This is a genomic window from Shewanella aestuarii (genome assembly GCF_011765625.1).
In the GTDB taxonomy this organism is placed as follows: domain Bacteria; phylum Pseudomonadota; class Gammaproteobacteria; order Enterobacterales; family Shewanellaceae; genus Shewanella; species Shewanella aestuarii_A.
In genome coordinates this window covers 1,605,156-1,622,023 of sequence record NZ_CP050313.1, presented here as the reverse complement: position 1 = coordinate 1,622,023, position 16,868 = coordinate 1,605,156, and the positions used below count along the sequence as shown (strand labels likewise).

The window sequence follows — 16,868 nt, the reverse complement described above, 5'->3', positions numbered from 1 at the left end:
TCGTGTTTGCGGTTTAGAACTGGTATGAATTTTGTTAAGATTGCGCCCCTAAAATCATTGTTAAAAATAATTTAAAAGAGGCTAAATGTTCGATTTACTTCGTCATAAATCTGCTAGTAGTAAGGCAGACATTTTATCCGGTTTAACGGTTGCGCTTGCTCTGATCCCTGAAGCAGTCGCATTTGCTTTTGTTGCTCACGTTGAACCCATGGTCGGACTATATGCAGCCTTTATCATGGGTTTAATTACGGCCGTTATTGGCGGACGTCCTGGTATGATTTCAGGTGCAACTGGGGCGATGGCCGTAGTAATGGTCTCACTGGTGGTGGAACATGGAGTGCAATACCTTTTTGCGGCAGTGGTGCTTGCTGGCATTATTCAAATTCTTGCCGGCGTATTTAAACTGGGTAAATTTATTCGCATTGTTCCCTACCCTGTGATGATTGGTTTTGTGAATGGTTTAGCGATTGTAATTTTTCTGGCCCAGCTGGGGCAGTTTAAAGTCAAAGATGCTGCAGGCAATATGGTATGGATGGCGCAAGAACCTCTAATGATTATGCTTGGATTAGTTGCGCTTACCATGGCGATTATTCACTTTTTACCTAAATTAACCACAGCTATTCCATCATCATTAGTGGCTATTTTAACGGTAACCGCATTAGTGGTTGGTTTAGATGTGGATACTCGTAATGTACTTGATTTCCTCAAAACCATGAGTGGCAATGATGCGGCAACTATTGCAGGCTCGCTGCCAAGTTTCTCAATTCCTAGCGTACCGTTTAATTTTGAAACCTTTTACATTATTTTGCCTTATGCTTGTATTCTTGCTGCCGTCGGCCTGATTGAATCTTTATTAACCTTAACTGTCATTGATGAAATGACCAATACTCGTGGTAAAGGTAATAAAGAATGTGTCGGTCAAGGCGTGGGCAACATCACGAGTGGCTTCTTCGGCGCTATGGGTGGCTGCGCCATGATCGGTCAATCAATGATTAACATAAACTCAGGTGGTCGTGGACGTTTATCGGGTATTACAGCCGCATTAGCATTATTAGCATTCATTCTATTTGGTGCAGCATTTATTGAAATCATCCCGCTAGCAGCATTAGTTGGCGTGATGTTCATTGTGGTACTCGGCACATTTGAATGGGCAAGTTTTAAAGTAATGCGCAAAGTGCCTAAACATGATGCTTTTGTGATTATACTGGTTACGACTGTTACCGTCTTTACAGACTTAGCCTTTGCTGTATTCGTGGGTGTGATAGTGTCAGCGTTAGTCTTTGCATGGGAACATGCGAAACACATTAATGTTGATATCAGTGAAAATGAAAACGGCTGGAAAGTTTATCGCCTAAATGGACCATTATTTTTTGGATCTGTTGCACATTTCCTTGAACTGTTTGATGCTGCTAATGACGCTGATGATGTCATTATTGATTTCAATAACTCTCGGGTTGCAGATCATTCTGCATTAGAGGCCATCGATACACTGGCCGAACGTTATATCAATGCAGGTAAACGCCTGCATCTCCGTCATCTAAGCCAAGACTGTAAAGCGCTGCTACATAAAGCAGGTGATTTAGTCGAAGTTAATTTTATTGAAGACCCACACTACAAAGTGGCCGATGATAAACTTGATTAACATCAGCTGGCTAATAGCATTAAGCATTTAGCTCGTGATATTCCATTAAAATAAGGGGCGATTGGATCAACAATCGCCCCTTATTTGTAGCAAATTATTTTAATTTATCTGCAAACAACTTTTTAAATTTATCCACTTTAGGTTTTACAACCATTTGGCAATATGGCTGCTCGCCATGTTTTGCAAAATAATCATCATGATAACTTTCAGCTGGATAAAAATTCTCAAAAGCGCTGATTTCAGTCACTATGGGATTGGGCCAAATGCGCGCTTGTTGTAACTGCTCTATCATCTGGTTAGCCTTAAGGATTTGTTCGGCATTATGAGTAAAAATGACAGAACGGTATTGTGTCCCCTTATCATTCCCCTGCTGATTTAAAGTGGTTGGATCATGGCTTTTAAACAGCACCTCCAGCAGCTCATCATAACTAATCATACTAGGATCAAACTCAATATGAACTACCTCAGCATGGCCTGTTCTACCAGAACAGACACTATCATAATTGGCATGTCTCGCTTCGCCACCGGCATAACCCGATTGCACTTTAATTACTCCTTTAAGCGCAGCAAAAATTGCCTCAACACACCAAAAACATCCTGCACCAAATGTGGCAAACTCAGAAATTGATAAGTTGGTAGTCGAGTCTGGGGCAGCTTGAAAAATCATAGAAACTGAATTAACGCAATGACGGACATTTTTAGGAGTTAACTGCTCCCCCTCAAACACATGACCTAAATGGCCTCCACATTGAAAACAGGTAATTTCAACTCGTTGACCATCGGCGTCAATAGTACGTTTCACCGCTCCTGGAATTTCATCATCAAATGCAGGCCAGCCACAGTGAGCGTTAAATTTATGCTCACTTTTGTACAAAGGAGCTAAACATTTTTTGCATAAATATTGCCCCTTAGCATCATGATTGACGTACTCACCGGAAAAAGGTCTTTCTGTGCCTTTTTGCTCAATAACATATTTTTCAAAATCCGTTAGTGGTTTCATACTTCCCTCGATACAAATAATTGCGTCAACTTATGCCAATCCTATTCTACGGCAAAAATACTAAAAAGGTTCACTAGAGTGATAAGTTGCTCAAATAATTGCAGCAAAGTGCGACTTTGATTACCATGTGCGCGGGTCAAATATAATAATGTTAAAAAGAATTAAAATATGAAACTAGAAACCATAGATTATCGCGCTTCAGACAGCGCAGAACGCTTTGTTGCCTCACTTCATGAAACAGGTTTTGGAGTGCTATCGAATCACCCAATTCAACAAGAACTTGTCGAAAAGATATATCAACAATGGTATGCCTTTTTCAACTCAGAAGAAAAACAACAGTATTTATTCAAACCAGAAACCCAAGATGGCTTCTTTCCAGAGTCAATTTCAGAAACCGCAAAAGGTCACAAAGTAAAAGACATCAAAGAGTATTATCACGTTTATCCTTGGGGACGTATTCCAGATAGCTTACGCGATGATATTATTCAGTATTATCAACATGCTAATAAATTTGCCTCAGAGTTACTTGGCTGGATTGAGCAATATTCGCCTGCGGATGTGGCAGCCAAATACTCTATCAAGTTATCAGACATGATAAAAGACAGCCAAAAAACCTTACTTAGAGTGTTGCACTATCCGCCAATGAGTGGTGATGAAGAATTAGGAGCCATTCGCGCAGCAGCCCATGAGGATATTAATTTAATCACAGTGTTACCCGCCGCCAATGAGCCTGGATTACAAGTTAAAACCAAACAAGGTGAGTGGATGGACGTGCCAAGTGATTTTGGCAACATCATTATCAATATCGGTGACATGTTACAAGAGGCTTCTGGTGGCTACTTTCCGTCAACCTCACATCGCGTCATTAACCCTGAAGGCACTGACAAAACCAAATCACGTATTTCATTACCTCTGTTTTTACATCCCAATCCTGAAGTCGTGTTGTCAGATCGCTATACTGCCGACAGTTATTTAATGGAAAGACTGCGTGAACTGGGCGTAATTTAATCCAAACACACCACCAAAGCGCCTTAGGGCGCTTTTTTTATGCTTTTATTCACTGAATTAGGTACAATATCGCCTTTGTTATTCGCAGTAAAAAGGCAACATCATGGCAATTCAGTGGTATCCAGGACATATGCACAAGGCACGCAAAGAGATTGAAGAGGTCATGCCTCAGGTCGATCTTGTGATTGAAGTGCTAGATGCGCGTATTCCTTACAGTAGCGAAAACCCAATGGTGTCAAAGCTTCGCGGTGACAAGCCCTGTATCAAACTGCTTAATAAATCTGATTTAGCCGATCCTAAAGTGACCGAGCAATGGATTGAATACTTAGAGCAAGAACAAGGTGTTAAGGCTTCAGCCATTACGACTTTACAGCCAGCAATGGTAAAAATGATCCCTGATTTATGCCGTAAACTTGTGCCACATCGAGATAAAATCGAAAAAGACATACGCACCATGATCATGGGCATTCCTAACGTTGGCAAGTCCACAATAATCAATACTCTAGCAGGTCGCGTGATTGCCAAAACCGGTAACGAACCTGCTGTAACAAAAAGCCAGCAACGCATAAACTTACGTAATGGTATTGTACTATCGGACACGCCAGGTATTTTATGGCCTAAAGTGGATAATGAAGCCAGCAGCTATCGACTTGCAGTCACCGGTGCTATTAAAGATACCGCGATGGAATATGAAGACGTTGCCATGTTCGCTGCTGAATACTTTTTACAAGCTTATCCAGAGTTAATCTGCGAACGTTATAAAATAGATAATGTTCCTAATTCAGATTTTGAATTATTGGAAGAAATTGGCCGCCGCCGTGGTGCGCTTCGTCCTGGTGGCAGAATCGACTTACATAAAGCTTCGGAGTTATTACTTCATGAATTTCGCTCAGGTAAAATTGGCTTATTAAGCCTTGAAACGCCAGCAATGGCAGAAGTTGAAAAAGTAGAAGTGGCTCGTATACTTGCTGCAAAAGAAGAAGAGCGTTTAGCACGCCTTGAGCAGAACAAACTTAAACGCGCCGGTAAACGCCATCAAGGCTAATTCTGCACAGCCTATTTAATAAAGCTACTACGCAAAGCCCCGCCTATATTGAATCAATAACCTTAATTGGCGGTAAATATATCTGTATATTTATCGCCTTTTGATTAGCTATTCGCAGTTAACTGACGAGTTAATGCTGACAAACTATTTTCTAAAAGATCTAATACCTTATCAAAGCCTTGGTTGCCTCCATAATAGGGATCTGGCACCTCTTCAACACCACAATCGCCAAAAGATAACATCAGCTGTAATTTATACTGTAAATCAACAGGGCAACGCTGTCTTAAATCAGCCATATTGGCATGATCAGCCGCTAAGATTAAATCAAATTTAACAAAGTCCTCGTCCGTCACTTGCCTTGCCCGAATACCAGAAAAATCAAAGCCACGGGCTGTACCCGCTTTAACACTTCTAGGATCAGGTAGATTACCTTGATGATAAGCAATAGTGCCTGCCGAATCGATGATCACTGATAAATTTGCTTGCTGCGCTTTCTTTCTAAATACCACCTCCGCCGTTGGCGACCGACAAATGTTACCCATACAGACAAAAAGTACTGAGTTAATTGTTTTCATTAAATTTATCCCTATGACCAAAACATTTTCAAAACTCAAGTGAGGCAAAGTTAATACCAATCACAGTAAATATGTGGACAGAAATATAATATTACAAATTACTTGATTAGATAATATGAGAGCTAGATAAAAATCATCGATAAATACAGCCAGAAATAAGTGATAAGCAGACAAATGTGCTAGAAATAGAATTTTAATGACTATTTTTACCGAAATAATTCACATGCCATAATTATTTAAAATACAATTTATAATACAAATAAACCTGATTTAACATCAAATTTATAACTCAACAGCGTTTTCAATCTAACATTGGGACAAATCCAGGTTGCGACTCAACATTTTTTAGCCACTTTTGAATGTGAGGGTATTTTGCCAAATCAAAGCCACCTTCATGCGCCACATGGGTGTAGGCAAACAAAGCAATATCAGCGAGACTGAGCTGCTCACCTATCATAAAGGTGTGCTTAGCTAAATGATTATTAAGTAAAGTCAATACCCGTGCGCCCTTAACTTGCAAGCTTTGATATTCAGCTTTTCGTTCTACAGGCATACCTTGGTATATTTTTATAAATCGTGCCACAGCAATACATGGCTCATGAGAGTATTGCTCGAAAAAAAGCCATTGATACATTAAGGCTTTCTCAAAATTATCCTCAGGAATAAGCACTGTTCCAGCAGCTAGGTAGCCCATAATGGCGTTTGATTCCGCTAACACTCTCCCATCACTAAGTTCAATAATGGGCAATTTACCATTAGGATTTTTGGATAAAAAATCTACTGTTTGAGTGCCTCCGGCCATGATATCCACACTATGCCATTGATAATCTATCTTAAGCATAGCGAGTGTCAGTTTGACCTTGTAACAATTGCCAGACTTAGCATCACCATATACCGTTATCATTGCTTATCCTTTTGCGATTAAATTTGAGACTGACTTTTGCTACTTCACTAAACTGGAAATGAGTGCCCGTAATGCAGCAGGTTTAACCATTTTTGCCATGTAGTGATAACCCCGTTTTTCAACCGCTTCAACCAACTGTTTATTGGTATTGGCAGTAATCAAAATACCCGGTAAGTGTTGCCCATAACGTGCTCGAATACCGTCCATTGCATCAACACCATTTTGGTCATCATCTAAATGATAATCCGCTAATACGATATCCGGTGCAACACCTTTAAGACCAAGTTTAATTCTTGCATCGGCCAGATCTTTGGCACAAATAACTTCACACTGCCAACGACTTAATAATGACTCAAGACCTGCTAAAATTGCTTCTTCGTTATCAATACAAAGTACTTTCACGCCAGCTAGTGGCTGGGCCAAACTTGATGGGACTATGGTTTGAACTGAGTGAACGGTTTCGCCTAAAGGGACTAAAATAGAGAACATCGACCCCTCACCCAATTTAGATTTAACATTGATCGGGTGATCTAACACCTTGCTAATTCGATCTGCAATAGCAAGACCTAAACCTAAGCCGCTCACATTACGACTACTTGGGTGATTTAATCGTTTAAACTCTCTGAATATTTCTTGAATGTCGTGCTCGGCAATACCACAGCCAGTATCATAGACTTGAATTTCGATAAACTCACCTCGACGGCGACAGCCAAGTAAAACTTTACTGCCTCTTGCATAGCGGTAAGCATTGGTTAAAAAGTTCTGCAAAATACGTCTAAGTAGCGCAGGATCAGAATTAACCGTTAGCTTAGAGGGGACCAAAGTGAAACTTATTTGGTTATCCTGTGCCATCGCTTCAAACTCAACCGCTAAACCATTTAACACTTCACCTATAGCGAAGTCTCGTCGATTCACCTCCACCTTACCAGAGTCTAACTTACTGATATCTAACAAATCAGTGAGTAACTCACCGGCAATTTTTAATGAGCTATTAACATGGGTTAATGTCGTTCGTGCTTCTAAGTCAAGGTTGGGATATTGTGACAGCGAGGCTGTAAATAGCCTTGCCGCATTCAATGGCTGCATCAAATCATGCCCTACGGCAGCTAAAAAACGTGTTTTAGAAGCGTTCGCGAGTTCCTCTTGCGCCTTGGCTTCTAATAACTCACTGTTTAGCATTGCAAGTTCATAGGTACGTTCTTTTACGCGACTTTCTAACGTTTCGTTCGCTTCAATAAGGGCTTTTTCTTGTAGGCGATATTGAGTGATATCGGTAAAGGTCATGACAAAACCGCCATCAGGCATTGGATTACCTTGTATTTTGATGACCTTACCATCTTGACGCTCACGTTCTGAGGTATGAGGAGTACCATTACGCATATGTTGTACACGTACCTTAATTTGCTCTTCAATATCACCAGGGCCGCAAAAGCCACGCTCAGCGTTGTAACGCACCACTTGGCTGATAGGCATCCCCTGCTTTAAAAACCCCTCAGGATATTGATATAACTCGGCATATTTATAATTCCATGCCATTAGATTTAAGTCTTTATCAACGACGCTCATCCCTTCATAAGCATGTTCGATAGCACCACGAAGCATATCTTGGCTTAAAATAATTTTCGATGAGGCTTCATCAACCAAACTAAATACTTCGTCTAATGCTAAGTCTCTGCCTTGCAATACAGAATCCATGACTAACTTAGCACTTGATGCCCCTAACACACCGGCAAGCATGTGTTCTGTGTGCGCAATAAGCTCATCAGGTGCTGCTTTGTGCCAGCTATCACTTTTAACCGCGTCGATTGAAAATCGGCTAAAGCTTTCATAAGCCCTAGTCGGACTAACAAATCGGCTGGCTAAAATCAGTAAATCCTGCTGAGAGATTGGACCTTGGCGCTTATTGTCATTGTGCTTTAATAGCCAAGGTTTAACAAAGTTACTCGCCTGAATACGCTCTGCTACTCCCGCTCTGAACCATAAAGACCCCAACACATAACAAACAATATTAGCCATAAGTGCAATTAAGGTGTCGCTAACATTAGGCGTTATTGACTCTAAAATTCCACGATTGGCGCCAAAATATGCCACTGCACTGGAGTCATAAGCACTATTTAATAAGATGTAACACCACAATCCAAAACCGACGCCTAACCCTAAAAACACCCCATTTCGATTACCATATTTCCAGTAAAGCCCTCCCACCAAGGCCGGCGCTAATTGGGCAAAAGCCCCGAAGGACAACATACCCAAATGCGATAATGAATCACTATCTGCCAGGGTTAAATAACTGCCATAACCAAAACCTAATATCATCACAATCGCTAAACGTCGTGTGTTTAATAATAATTGTGAAAACTGGCTAAAGTTTTTCTGTTTAATCTGCCCAGTCCTGAGTAAAACAGGTACCAACCATTCATTACTGATCATCACACTAATGGTCACCACAGCAACAATCACCATACCTGTTGCAGCAGATAATGTGCCCAATAAGGCAATAACAGCCAAAATAGGCTGGTCTAATGCTAATGGAAGGTTTATCACATAGGTATCAGCAGCGACGCTATCACCCAATAAAATCTTACCGGCTAACGCAAGTGGCGCAACAAATAAACCAAATAAACCAAGATAAATAGGAAGTATCCAGCGTGCTTTTTTGAGTACTTGTTCGCCACTACATTCAACAACCATCACATGAAACTGACGTGGCATGCATAAGAATGCGGCCATACCAACAATGAGCTCGGGTAATAGCGACCCCAATCTTAATTGACCAACTTCAATTAAATCTCGTTCACTGGCTTGCTGCCAAATATCACCAAAACCATCAAAAACCCCAAAGCAAATCACCACACCAACCAATAAAAAAGCGCTTAATTTAACCAAAGACTCAAACGCAATTGCCACCATCATGCCAGGGTTATGCTCGGTGGCATCAAGCTTTCGAGTGCCAAATAAAATTGCAAATATAGCCAAAATTAATGTAATAAAAAGCGGCACCCATTGCGGATTAACCGGCGTATCAAGAGGCTGAAATAAATTAAGAGAAAAGACCATAGCTTTTAATTGCAACGCGATATAAGGCATGATGCCGAACAATGCAATTAAGGTCACTAATGCGGCTAATAGTTGTGATTTGCCATAACGCGCAGCAATAAAATCTGCTACTGAAGTAATATTTTGCGCTTTAGACACCACCACCATTTTGCGAAGTAAGCCAAAACCAAATGTAAAGATGATAATTGGACCAATAAAGATAGGTAAAAATGACCATAAATCATTCGCAGATTGGCCCACTGTGCCAAGAAAACTCCAAGATGAACAATACACCGCCAAACTGAGACCATAAATCCAAACTTGTACTTTTTGGGTGATTTTACTAAACCAGCGCTCAGCCCCCCACGCTAGAATAAACAGCAGTGACACATAGCAAATGGCAATAGTGGCCACAAATAAAGTTAAATTCATATAGTAAAAGCTACCTTGGTTAGAAAAAATGAATAAGGTGCGTTATAAAAATATCATTCGATAAGATTGTTATTGTTTTATAAGAATCTTTTAATTTTGCATAAATATTGTGCAGCAAATAATCTTTATTGGACAGTGTATAAGCAATCGGTTAATTTAAAAACAGTTTAACATGTGCAACAGATTAAATAATAAGGATTTTCTTAAACTAGACCAAGGTCTAATAGTGTTTAGAGTCTGTTGCAGATGATACTTTCATCACGCCATTTTTAGAAAGGGAAGCCCACATGAGCTCGCAGTCTCTCTACAAAGTTCCTAGCGACATCGCTAACAACGCACTGGTTAATAACGATCAATATAAAAAAATGTACCAGGAATCCATTGTTAATCCAGAAGGTTTCTGGAGAGAACACGGCAAACGTATTGATTGGATAAAACCGTATACAAAAATCAAGCAAACCTCATTTGATGATCATAACCTGTCAATCAACTGGTTTTATGACGGCACCTTAAATGCATCAGCAAACTGCTTAGACCGCCACCTAGAAAGTCATGGCGATAAAGTTGCTATTATTTGGGAAGGTGACGATGCCAACGAGCAACGTAAAATCACCTATGCTGAACTCCATGCCGATGTATGTAAATTTGCTAACGCGCTTCGCAGCCAAGGGGTTGCCAAAGGCGATGTTGTAACAATTTATATGCCTATGGTGCCAGAAGCCGCTGTCGCAATGCTAGCATGTGCTCGCATCGGTGCGATTCATTCTGTGGTATTCGGTGGTTTTTCTCCTGATTCAATCGCATCACGAGTTATTGATGGCAAGTCAAAAGTATTAATCACCGCAGATGAAGGCGTTCGTGGTGGTCGCAAGATTCCGTTAAAACGCAGTATCGATGAAGCCATTGATAACCCTGATGTTACCTGCGTAGAAAAAGTCATTGTGCTTAAGCGTACTGGTGGTGATATCGATTGGGTTGAAGGTCGTGATGTTTGGTGGGATGCATTAATGGATGTTGCATCAGAGCATTGCCAATATGAAGAGATGAATGCCGAAGACCCATTATTCTTGCTTTATACATCTGGTTCAACCGGTAATCCAAAGGGTGTTTTACACACCACAGGTGGTTATATGGTTTATGCCTCAATGACTCATGAATATGTATTTGATTACAAAGACGGAGAGGTTTATTGGTGTACTGCTGATGTTGGTTGGATTACCGGCCATTCCTACATGGTATACGGTCCATTAGCCAATGGCGCAACAATACTCATTCATGAAGGTGTGCCAAATCATCCTAGCCCTGCTCGTCTTGGTGAAATGATTGACCGCCATAACGTCAACATTCTTTATACTGCTCCCACCTTAATCCGCGCATTAATGGCTGAAGGCAAAGAGCAGTTTAGCAACTATAAAGGCGACTCGTTACGCATTATGGGCTCTGTAGGTGAACCCATAAACCCTGAAGCATGGCGCTGGTATCATGAGGTAATAGGTCACGAACATTGCCCAATTGTGGATACTTGGTGGCAAACAGAAACCGGCGGTATTTTAATTAGCCCACTACCAGGCGCCACAGATACCAAACCTGGCTCAGCTACTCGACCATTCTTTGGTGTACAACCTGCGCTAGTTGATAACATGGGTAACATCATTGATGGTGCGACTGAAGGTAACCTAGTGATACTTGACTCTTGGCCAGGTCAAATGCGAACAGTTTATGGCGATCATGACCGCTTTGCACTTACCTACTTTAAAACCTTTAGAGGTATGTATTTTACTGGTGATGGTGCGCGTCGTGATGAAGACGGTTATTACTGGATCACTGGCCGCGTTGATGATGTGATTAATGTATCAGGTCACCGATTAGGGACTGCTGAGGTAGAAAGTGCATTAGTCGCTCATGAACTAGTAGCAGAAGCGGCTGTTGTAGGTTACCCACATGATATTAAAGGCCAAGGTATTTATGCTTATGTTACGCTATCTCGCGGCATTGAGCCGACTGAGGAGCTAAGACAAGAACTTCGTCAATGGGTGCGTAAAGAGATCGGCGCATTAGCGACTCCCGACTTAATCCAATGGGCGACTGGCTTACCAAAAACTCGTTCAGGTAAAATTATGCGTCGATTTTTACGCAAAATTGCTGCCAATGAAGTCGGCAACTTGGGGGATGCGTCAACATTGGCAGATCCTGCGGTAATTGATACCTTAATTGAAACACGTTTAAACAAGACCGAGTAAGTAGTTTTTACCAATCAATCACAGGCAATAAGTGATCTGTTAATTATTACGATTATTGTTACCTCCACCTAAGAGGAATTCTGACCAGTTTCTCTTCTTTGCCCTTCACTTGATGAAGGGCTTTTTTTATTAAACTATCTTTATCAAAATGTCTTCATGTTATGATTTAACATAAATAGCCCATGCCTTATAGTGCCTTACTGAAATGTCGACACCGCCAGTTACACTTCGTGATTATCAACAAGATTCTGTAAATGCTGCCATTAAGCACTTTAAACAAAGTTCAGATTCTGCAGTTATTGTATTACCCACTGGAGCAGGCAAAAGTATTGTGATTGCAGAACTTGCCCGCATCGCTAATGGTAATGTGTTGGTGTTAACTCATGTAAAAGAGCTTGTTGCCCAGAATGCTGAAAAGGTTGGACTATTAACCGCTACAGCCAGTATTTATTCTGCCGGTCTGGCGCAGAAAAAAGCCAATGGTAAAACGGTGGTTGCCAGTGTTCAATCTGCAGCAAGGGCATTAGATCAATTCAGTCAGCCGTTTTCATTAGTTATTATCGATGAATGCCACCGAGTCAGTAATCAACAGACCAGTCAGTACCAACAGATCCTTAATCACCTTAAGCAACAAAATCCTCATATCAAATTATTAGGACTAACCGCCACCCCTTATCGCTTAGGTTTAGGTTGGATTTACCATCATCATTACCACGGTAAGATCGGCAATCCTGATAAGGCTATATTTGAAAAATGTATTTTTGAGTTGCCCATGCGACCATTAATTAAACAAGGTTTTTTAACAGTCCCTAAATTATTTGATGGTCTCAGTGCTCAATATGATTTTAGTTCGCTAATACCGAATTCATCAGGTGAATACAATAATGAGCAACTAACCTCACTATTAAATCATCAAGGCAGAGCAACCACAGCGATTATTCAACAAATATGGCAATTAGCTGAGCATCGAAAAGGGGTAATCATTTTTGCTTCAACCGTGCGCCATGCAAAAGAAATCATGGGCTTATTTGAAAAAAAACCTACCCATATTGAAACTCAAAACAGCGCAGCATTGATTACTGCAGACACACCAGCTGACGAACGAGATAGCATCATTGAGTTATTTAAAGCACAAAAAATCAAATATATAGTCAATGTAGCAGTTCTGACTACAGGTTTTGACGCCCCCCATGTTGATTTGATTGCAATTTTGCGACCAACGGCCTCTGTGAGCTTATTTCAGCAAATGATCGGCCGAGGACTACGTTTAGCACCAAATAAAACTGATTGCTTAGTCATTGATTATGCGGCCAATGGTTTTGATTTGTATTTCCCAGAAGTGGGTCAAGCTAAACCCAATAGTCGTTCTGTTCCTGTACAAGTACACTGCCCAGTGTGCCAATTTGCTAATACTTTTTGGGGCATAGTAGATAATGATGGTGATATTGTTGAACATTTTGGCAGGCGTTGCCAAGGCTTGGTCGCAAAATCAAATGCCACTATGCAACAATGCGACTTTCGATTTCGTGCCAAAGCCTGCCCAGATTGCGGTGCAGAAAATGACATCGCAGCAAGAGTTTGCCAAACCTGTCAATCCACTTTAATAGACCCTGACAAACATCTAAAACAAGTATTACAAGCTAAACATCATCATTTATTTAAATGCCAAGAAATGCGATTTGGCAAATATGAAGACAAGCTACTGGTGCAATATGTTGATATCGAAGGCAATGACTTTAATCAATACTTTAAGTTTGATACTTCAGCACAAAAGCGAGCCTTCTACGCAGTATTTGTATTAAGCCATACAAAAATCCCAGGCATGCTACATCCTAAATTTGATACTGTTGAACAAGTTTTATCCGAACAACATCGCTTTAGAAAACCGGATTTATTATTACTGAAAAAACATAAAAATCATTGGAAGCTATTGGAAACTGTGTTTGATTATCAAGGCAGACATAAAACTGATTTTAGTTAGCACAAAATTCTTTTAATGCGTTATCAATTACAAGACAGTTATGCTATAAACACAGCATATTACTAAGTAGGAGTTATTATGTTTGTTGTTATTTTTGGCCGTCCTGGCTGTCCTTATTGTGTACGCGCGGTAGAATTATCAGAAAAACTGACTGAACATCGTGATGACTTTAAATTCAAATATGTTGATATTCATGCTGAAGGCATTTCAAAAGCAGATTTATCAAAGAGCGTAGGTAAGCCAGTAGAGACAGTGCCACAAATCTTTATTGATGAGCAACCAATTGGTGGTTATACCGATTTTGAAGCTTATGTACGTCAAAATGGCTTGTTAGATTAATTTTTAAGTTTAACTAAAAAGCCCGAGCTAATAATTAACTCGGGCTTTTGTTTTTATATTAATAGCTTATAGAACATATTTGGCTGAAAAAATGATTCGATTCAAATCACCATCAGCACCACTCTCTTTCTTATTCAACGCATACATATACTCAACACCGAATGTTAATGGCTTTGAAGGCGAATATAATAAGTTAACGTAACCAGAGTAAGCTTCTTTATTAACAGCATCCCCTGTTAATGATGCGTCATTATCCACACTAACACCTGATAGCGTAAAGCTTGAGCGAAATTGCTCATTCCACCAGTGGCGGTAAGACACAAAACCACCATATGAAGTGATTGTGTTAATGTCACCACTAGCATCAAGTACACCAGCATTAGCAAAGTTTAATGACATGTAGCGCCCTAACCCTTCACCGTAGGTCGCAGTAAACTTAAAATCATCTTTACCAACCGGAACAACGCCGGCAAAACTAACGCCATAACCAAACTCTGAAGAATCAACGTGATTAGGATTATTGGTATCGCCTAAATTCTCTTCAACATTCAACTGTCGCAAAACCGCTGCAAGCGAAAATGCCGATCCGCCATCTGATTTGAAATTATAACGACCAATAACATCCGGTATCATGCCACTCCCACTGGTAATTCTTGCTCCGCCTTTATTCGGAGTTAAAGTGGTCTCTGGATTTTCTAATGCTACTTGAAAGTTTCCATTTGTATATTTTATTAATGCTTGACGAACAAAAGGCGTACCATCTGCTGCACCGACAAAATCTAAGTTTTCCGGTAAAGCTCCAGGGTTTTGGAACGTACTCCACGTTTGACCAATCGTCCAATTATCATAACTAACAAACGCATGGCGTATTCTTGGAGAGTAACTATTAGAAACACGCTCATTACCATCAGTGTGGGTCATAAAATCAAGCTCAATAAAGCCTGTAAGCTTGTGACCATCAACATCAGTAACCGTCTTGAAATTAAATCTTGATTCACGGGCTTGAAAATCAACGACTTGCTTACCATTACCCGCGGTACCATAAATAGTACCTGGCACATAAAATTGACGCGATAAACTACCTGAATCTGGGGCCCCATTGCTGTAATCGCTAAACATTACATCAGTTTTAATATAACCGCCAAAGGTCATATCAGTTGCCGCTTGTACAGTACCAGTCGTCGCTAACATAATGCCTGAAACCAATACCGCTAATTTTGAATGTTTCATCCATGCTCTCCCATATTGTTCTAATAAATCCCAAGCTGGCTTTTTCACAGTGTAAGTAGTGATTTAGATAGATTGGGTAAAAAGCAATATGATGCATTTAACAATCAATCAACATTAGCAATAGGTCTATGAGACAAAAGTAGAAAAGCAAATGCTAATAAAAAGAATGTACAAAATTAGCAGAAGATGTGAATGACGAGAATGCTAGTAATGGTAAATGATTAAAACAATTATGCGGAATCAATATTTATCCAACACTAAGTTGAATCTTTTAGACAAACAATGATAAAAGGGAGAGAGAACTTAAAAAGTGGTGGGTCGTGAAGGATTCGAACCTTCGACCAATTGGTTAAAAGCCAACTGCTCTACCGACTGAGCTAACGACCCATCTTGGTTTTATTAACCTTTACGGTTATCTGGAACAAAAGCCAACTGTCTATATTTCAAGACCGACTGAGCTAACGACCCATCTTGGTTTTATTAACCTTTAAGGTTAACTGGAACAAAAATCAACTGCCTATGTTTCAAGACCGACTGAACTAACGCCCCATTTGATATAACATTTAAATTGTTTAGCCACTATTTAATAAAGTGGTGGGTCGTGAAGGATTCGAACCTTCGACCAATTGGTTAAAAGCCAACTGCTCTACCGACTGAGCTAACGACCCATCTTGGTTTTATTAACCTTTACGGTTAACTGGAACAAAAGCCAACTGTCTATGTTTCAAGACCGACTGAGCTAACGCCCCATTTGATATAACATTTAAATTGTTTAGCCACTATTTAATAAAGTGGTGGGTCGTGAAGGATTCGAACCTTCGACCAATTGGTTAAAAGCCAACTGCTCTACCGACTGAGCTAACGACCCATCCTGGTTTTATTAACCTTTACGGTTAATTGGAACAAAAGCCAACTGTCTTTGTTTCAAGACCGACTGAGCTAACGACCCATCTGATATAACAATTAAATTATTTAGCCACTATTTAAAAAGTGGTGGGTCGTGAAGGATTCGAACCTTCGACCAATTGGTTAAAAGCCAACTGCTCTACCGACTGAGCTAACGACCCATCTTGGTTTTTATTAACCTTTACGGTTAACTGGAACAAAAGCCAACTGTCTGAGTTTCAAGACTGACTGAGCTAACGACCCATTTGATATAACAATTAAATTATTTAGCCACTATTTAAAAAGTGGTGGGTCGTGAAGGATTCGAACCTTCGACCAATTGGTTAAAAGCCAACTGCTCTACCGACTGAGCTAACGACCCATTTGATATAACAATTAAATTATTTAGCCACTATTTAAAAAGTGGTGGGTCGTGAAGGATTCGAACCTTCGACCAATTGGTTAAAAGCCAACTGCTCTACCGACTGAGCTAACGACCCATCTTGATTTTATTAACCTTTACGGTTAACTGGAACAAAAGCCAACTGTCT

The 16,868-nt window shown here is 40.3% G+C and carries 11 protein-coding genes and 6 tRNA genes; 6 read left to right on the top strand and 11 right to left on the bottom strand.

The features are described from left to right. Positions 1-85 precede the first annotated feature (85 nt). Complete coding sequence (locus HBH39_RS07370) at positions 86-1,642, top strand: SulP family inorganic anion transporter (RefSeq protein WP_167676974.1); 1,557 nt, start codon at positions 86-88, stop codon at positions 1,640-1,642. Positions 1,643-1,736: 94 nt separating this feature from the next. On the opposite strand, the gene HBH39_RS07365 is transcribed toward HBH39_RS07370, so the two are convergent. Further along, positions 1,737-2,642: a bifunctional methionine sulfoxide reductase B/A protein gene (locus tag HBH39_RS07365; RefSeq protein WP_167676971.1), complete on the bottom strand. Its 906-nt coding sequence runs from the start codon at positions 2,640-2,642 to the stop codon at positions 1,737-1,739. Between the two features lie 168 nt (positions 2,643-2,810). On the opposite strand from HBH39_RS07365, the gene HBH39_RS07360 reads away from it, so the two are divergent. Both HBH39_RS07360 and ylqF read left to right on the top strand, forming a co-directional pair. Further along, a complete protein-coding gene (locus HBH39_RS07360) occupies positions 2,811-3,650 on the top strand; it encodes an isopenicillin N synthase family dioxygenase (protein ID WP_167676969.1) in 840 nt (279 codons plus the stop codon). 103 nt (positions 3,651-3,753) lie between these two features. Further along, positions 3,754-4,695 (top strand): ribosome biogenesis GTPase YlqF, encoded by a 942-nt coding sequence (ylqF, locus tag HBH39_RS07355; RefSeq protein WP_167676966.1) that lies wholly within the window; start codon positions 3,754-3,756, stop codon positions 4,693-4,695. Between the two features lie 104 nt (positions 4,696-4,799). Here ylqF and HBH39_RS07350 read toward each other — a convergent pair whose 3' ends face one another. The 3 genes from HBH39_RS07350 to HBH39_RS07340 form a co-directional block, all read right to left on the bottom strand. Further along, positions 4,800-5,270: a low molecular weight protein-tyrosine-phosphatase gene (locus HBH39_RS07350; protein ID WP_167676964.1), complete on the bottom strand. Its 471-nt coding sequence runs from the start codon at positions 5,268-5,270 to the stop codon at positions 4,800-4,802. A gap of 301 nt (positions 5,271-5,571) precedes the next feature. Then, positions 5,572-6,171 carry a glutathione S-transferase family protein gene (locus HBH39_RS07345; RefSeq protein WP_167680004.1) on the bottom strand — a complete coding sequence of 200 codons (600 nt, stop codon included), beginning with the start codon at positions 6,169-6,171 and terminating at the stop codon, positions 5,572-5,574. A gap of 42 nt (positions 6,172-6,213) precedes the next feature. Next, on the bottom strand, positions 6,214-9,642 hold the full coding sequence (locus HBH39_RS07340; RefSeq protein WP_167676962.1) for a hybrid sensor histidine kinase/response regulator: 3,429 nt from the start codon (positions 9,640-9,642) through the stop codon (positions 6,214-6,216). A 287-nt stretch (positions 9,643-9,929) separates the two neighbouring features. Here HBH39_RS07340 and acs point away from each other — a divergent pair, with 287 nt between their 5' ends. The 3 genes from acs to HBH39_RS07325 all read left to right on the top strand — a co-directional run bounded on the left by acs (position 9,930) and on the right by HBH39_RS07325 (position 14,202). Then, complete coding sequence (gene acs, locus HBH39_RS07335; RefSeq protein WP_167676960.1) at positions 9,930-11,882, top strand: acetate--CoA ligase; 1,953 nt, start codon at positions 9,930-9,932, stop codon at positions 11,880-11,882. Between the two features lie 205 nt (positions 11,883-12,087). After that, the gene (locus tag HBH39_RS07330) at positions 12,088-13,863 is read left to right on the top strand and encodes a DEAD/DEAH box helicase (protein WP_167676958.1); all 1,776 of its coding nucleotides are present in this window, start codon (positions 12,088-12,090) and stop codon (positions 13,861-13,863) included. A gap of 78 nt (positions 13,864-13,941) precedes the next feature. Further along, positions 13,942-14,202, top strand: a complete 261-nt coding sequence (locus tag HBH39_RS07325) for a GrxA family glutaredoxin (protein ID WP_167676956.1) — start codon at positions 13,942-13,944, stop codon at positions 14,200-14,202. Between the two features lie 66 nt (positions 14,203-14,268). Here HBH39_RS07325 and HBH39_RS07320 read toward each other — a convergent pair whose 3' ends face one another. The 7 genes from HBH39_RS07320 to HBH39_RS07290 all read right to left on the bottom strand — a co-directional run bounded on the left by HBH39_RS07320 (position 14,269) and on the right by HBH39_RS07290 (position 16,817). Next, positions 14,269-15,432, bottom strand: a complete 1,164-nt coding sequence (locus tag HBH39_RS07320; protein ID WP_167676954.1) for a DcaP family trimeric outer membrane transporter — start codon at positions 15,430-15,432, stop codon at positions 14,269-14,271. A 311-nt stretch (positions 15,433-15,743) separates the two neighbouring features. After that, positions 15,744-15,819, bottom strand: a tRNA-Lys gene (locus HBH39_RS07315). Positions 15,820-16,024: 205 nt separating this feature from the next. Further along, positions 16,025-16,100 (bottom strand) — tRNA-Lys (locus HBH39_RS07310). Between the two features lie 124 nt (positions 16,101-16,224). After that, a tRNA-Lys gene (locus HBH39_RS07305) sits at positions 16,225-16,300 on the bottom strand. Positions 16,301-16,423: 123 nt separating this feature from the next. After that, positions 16,424-16,499 (bottom strand) — tRNA-Lys (locus tag HBH39_RS07300). Positions 16,500-16,623: 124 nt separating this feature from the next. Beyond that, positions 16,624-16,699: transfer RNA gene (locus HBH39_RS07295), tRNA-Lys, on the bottom strand. 42 nt (positions 16,700-16,741) lie between these two features. Further along, positions 16,742-16,817, bottom strand: a tRNA-Lys gene (locus HBH39_RS07290). Positions 16,818-16,868 lie beyond the last annotated feature (51 nt).

Bases quoted from the DNA above. Each gene is read 5' to 3' on its own strand.
- HBH39_RS07370 (WP_167676974.1), top strand. From the start codon at position 86: ATGTTCGATTTACTTCGTCATAAATCTGCTAGTAGTAAGGCAGACATT.
- HBH39_RS07365 (WP_167676971.1), bottom strand. From the start codon at position 2,642: ATGAAACCACTAACGGATTTTGAAAAATATGTTATTGAGCAAAAAGGC.
- HBH39_RS07360 (WP_167676969.1), top strand. From the start codon at position 2,811: ATGAAACTAGAAACCATAGATTATCGCGCTTCAGACAGCGCAGAACGC.
- ylqF (WP_167676966.1), top strand. From the start codon at position 3,754: ATGGCAATTCAGTGGTATCCAGGACATATGCACAAGGCACGCAAAGAG.
- HBH39_RS07350 (WP_167676964.1), bottom strand. From the start codon at position 5,270: ATGAAAACAATTAACTCAGTACTTTTTGTCTGTATGGGTAACATTTGT.
- HBH39_RS07340 (WP_167676962.1), bottom strand. From the start codon at position 9,642: ATGAATTTAACTTTATTTGTGGCCACTATTGCCATTTGCTATGTGTCA.
- acs (WP_167676960.1), top strand. From the start codon at position 9,930: ATGAGCTCGCAGTCTCTCTACAAAGTTCCTAGCGACATCGCTAACAAC.
- HBH39_RS07330 (WP_167676958.1), top strand. From the start codon at position 12,088: ATGTCGACACCGCCAGTTACACTTCGTGATTATCAACAAGATTCTGTA.
- HBH39_RS07325 (WP_167676956.1), top strand. From the start codon at position 13,942: ATGTTTGTTGTTATTTTTGGCCGTCCTGGCTGTCCTTATTGTGTACGC.
- HBH39_RS07320 (WP_167676954.1), bottom strand. From the start codon at position 15,432: ATGAAACATTCAAAATTAGCGGTATTGGTTTCAGGCATTATGTTAGCG.